3 protein-coding genes are annotated in these 2,776 nt (G+C 40.4%); all 3 read right to left on the minus strand.

The window, feature by feature from the left end; translation table 11 throughout:
* Positions 1-71 precede the first annotated feature (71 nt).
* Positions 72-1,667, minus strand: coding sequence for an IS66 family transposase (gene tnpC, locus HHT355_RS13435; protein ID WP_103202059.1), 1,596 nt, complete (start codon positions 1,665-1,667; stop codon positions 72-74).
* Between the two features lie 302 nt (positions 1,668-1,969).
* Positions 1,970-2,329 carry an IS66 family insertion sequence element accessory protein TnpB gene (tnpB, locus tag HHT355_RS13440; RefSeq protein ID WP_103202058.1) on the minus strand — a complete coding sequence of 120 codons (360 nt, stop codon included), beginning with the start codon at positions 2,327-2,329 and terminating at the stop codon, positions 1,970-1,972.
* Entirely contained in the window at positions 2,319-2,660 is a 342-nt protein-coding gene (gene tnpA / locus HHT355_RS13445; protein WP_103202057.1) for an IS66 family insertion sequence element accessory protein TnpA, read from the minus strand. Before tnpA ends, tnpB begins: the two co-directional genes overlap by 11 nt.
* Positions 2,661-2,776 lie beyond the last annotated feature (116 nt).

Below are 2,776 nucleotides of genomic sequence, written 5' to 3' on the forward strand. Positions count from 1 at the left end.
GTAAACGGTAAATCATGCGTACTACCCAAAAAAATAACCGCCCAAAGTGGCGGCTTATTTGTTATTGCTTTTTACCTTCTGCAGCTTTCCGGGAGTTTTTCTGACCATGGCAGCAAATCATCCAGAAAGTCAAGATTTTTATCATCCATGTGTTTAGGTATCTCGGTCAAAAGGTGCTCGAAATAATTATACGGCTTTAAGCGGTTTGCTTTTGCTGTTTCTACAATGCTATATATAATTGCACTGGCTTTTGCTCCCTCTATAGTGTCAATAAGATGCCAGTTCGCTCTTCCTATACAAAAGCTTCGAATGGCTGCCTCAGCTGCATTGTTATCAAGCGGAACATTTCCGTCCTCAAGAAATACTCTGAGATATTTCTCCTGGTTTATACAATAGGTAAAGCCTTTCGCTGTTTCCGATTTTGGGAGTAATTCCAACAGATGTGATTTTACCCATGCAAAGAAAGCATCGACATGCGGCTTTATCTTCAGCTGTCGTTGCTGTTGTCTCTCTCCCGCTGTGAGATGCTGAAGCTCGTTTTCCAGCTTATATATGGCTGCTATCCGCTTTAAGGCTTCTTCAGCAAGTGTACCTTTGGCCTTTTCCTTCCCCAGCGCCTTTGTTACATTCGCAAAGTGCCGTCTCGCATGGCTCCAGCAGCCGGCGATTTTTAAATCCTCCCTTTCTTTTTCGAGAGTGTGGTACACCTGATATCCATCCGTTACCACCGTTCCGCTGTATCCTTTCAGGAATTCCCTTGGATGGCTCGTGTTCCTGGTCTTCTGGTATTCATACAGTATGATGGGGTTAGACTCATACATCTTTCCTGTACGATACACCCACATGTAGCTCCTGGAACCGGCAGGCCTTCCATCCTTACTTACCAATACAGACGTTTCATCAGCCTGCAGGATATTGGCTTTGTATAGTTCCTGATGAAGTAGGTCATACAAAAGGGACAGATATCTCTCTGCACACTGAATAGTCCAGTTGGCCATGACCTGTCTGGATATTCTTATATCATTACGTAAGAATTCCTGCTCCATACGGTACAACGGGACGGCATTGACATATTTATTGTTTATGATAGCAGCTTCCAGAGATGGTGTTACTATACTGTTACGCAGAAGGTCGGCAGGGCGTTTTCCTCTGATAATAGTCTGACCATCCATCCCCGCATATACTGCTACATGATGTTCCTCTACTTCAAAGGTTGCAGGATGAAATACAAGTCTTTTGTATACTTCATCGGGAAGTCGTTTCCACTTTGGTCCCAGGCGAGAAGTTAACTCTTCCTCAGACAGCTCGTGATTAATTACTTTTACCGGAAGGTCTTTAAGCTCTTCTTCACGTTTCCCTTTTGCTTTTTTCCGTGTATATGGCCTGGGGCAGATCTGCTCGAATTCCGGTTCTACAACATATAAACCGGTTATAGTAGCTTCCGCTTCGTTTAAGGCCAAATCCAAATTTAGACTAAGCTGGCCGTCACATACCATCTTTTCAGATGAACGCCCGAACTGACGTTGCTTTGATATATTCATTTGCTCCAGCAATAGATCCAGCTTCTTTGAAAGATCATCAGCCATGGTTTGAACAGACAAAAACAGGCTTATGAGTTCTTCCTTACTTAAACTATTCAATTCTGATTCTGTATATTTTTTACCCATGTCTGATACTTCCTTCTTCTTTGATGCTTATATTATAACCGATATCGGCAAAAAAAGCTAATTTGTGATTTTGGCACTTTCGTCATTATGACGGTGGATAAACACCTGAAAAATAAGAAAAAAACAGAGCTTAGAAACTTTTTGAGATAATATTATCCACGGAAGTAAAAAGGTGATGGAACGTTATCATGGATATCGCTCCATCACTGCACAGAAGCTGTGGATAAGTAGATTTGTATATTGGATTTGCACTGATTTTAAAAAAATAAATTTCTCTGTTTTGCACAACAATAGCTATAACTCTAACAGATAGATACTGGTGCAATTTTTCTTATTGCCTTTTTCTGCTCAATAGCAAGACCTTCCATCAGCCATTTAAACTGCTGAGGTGTAAGCTGCTTCATTTCAGCTTCATTTCTTGGCCACTGAAAGCGTGCGTTTTCAAGACGTTTATACAGGAGGAGAAATCCATCTCCTTCGAAAAGCAGGCCTTTAATCCTGTCTGTTCTCCTGCCACAGAATAGAAATAATACTCCCTCATGGAATGGGTTCAGATGAAAAGTGTTTTTTACTATAGCTGCAAGACCATCTATGCCAAGTCTCATATCAGTATAGCCACAGGCAATGTATACCTCTGAAAAACCTGATGCATCATTTAACATTTGCTACCGCCTGAATGGTTGCTTCAATAAGATGCTGTGGTGTTGCTGAATTAATATTAATCGTTAAGGAACCGATTGATATAGTAAGCTCCGGTGAAAACGAGGTAGTACAAGAATGAGATATATACTGCTCAGGGACACGGACGAAGTTTGTTTCTATAGAATCGCATGCGGCTTCACGTAATTTCTTTAACCAGTAGTAATAAGTATCCTTACTTATATTGTTTTGCATACACCAATCTTTAACTTTTAGACCACTGGACATACATTCCTGAATCAGAGTACGCCATTGAGAAAGTTTGACCTCTTTTTCAACTAATTTGGTATTCATAAGTACCTCCTATAAAATTTCGTGTTAAGTGTAAAAACTTGTACAACTTTTTACACTTTTACTACATTATCTCACGAAATAAAGCTCTTAGGAATGTACGCGTGATTTACCGTTTA

Origin of the sequence: Herbinix hemicellulosilytica (genome assembly GCF_002904165.1) — a bacterium.
GTDB lineage: Bacteria > Bacillota > Clostridia > Lachnospirales > Lachnospiraceae > Mobilitalea > Mobilitalea hemicellulosilytica.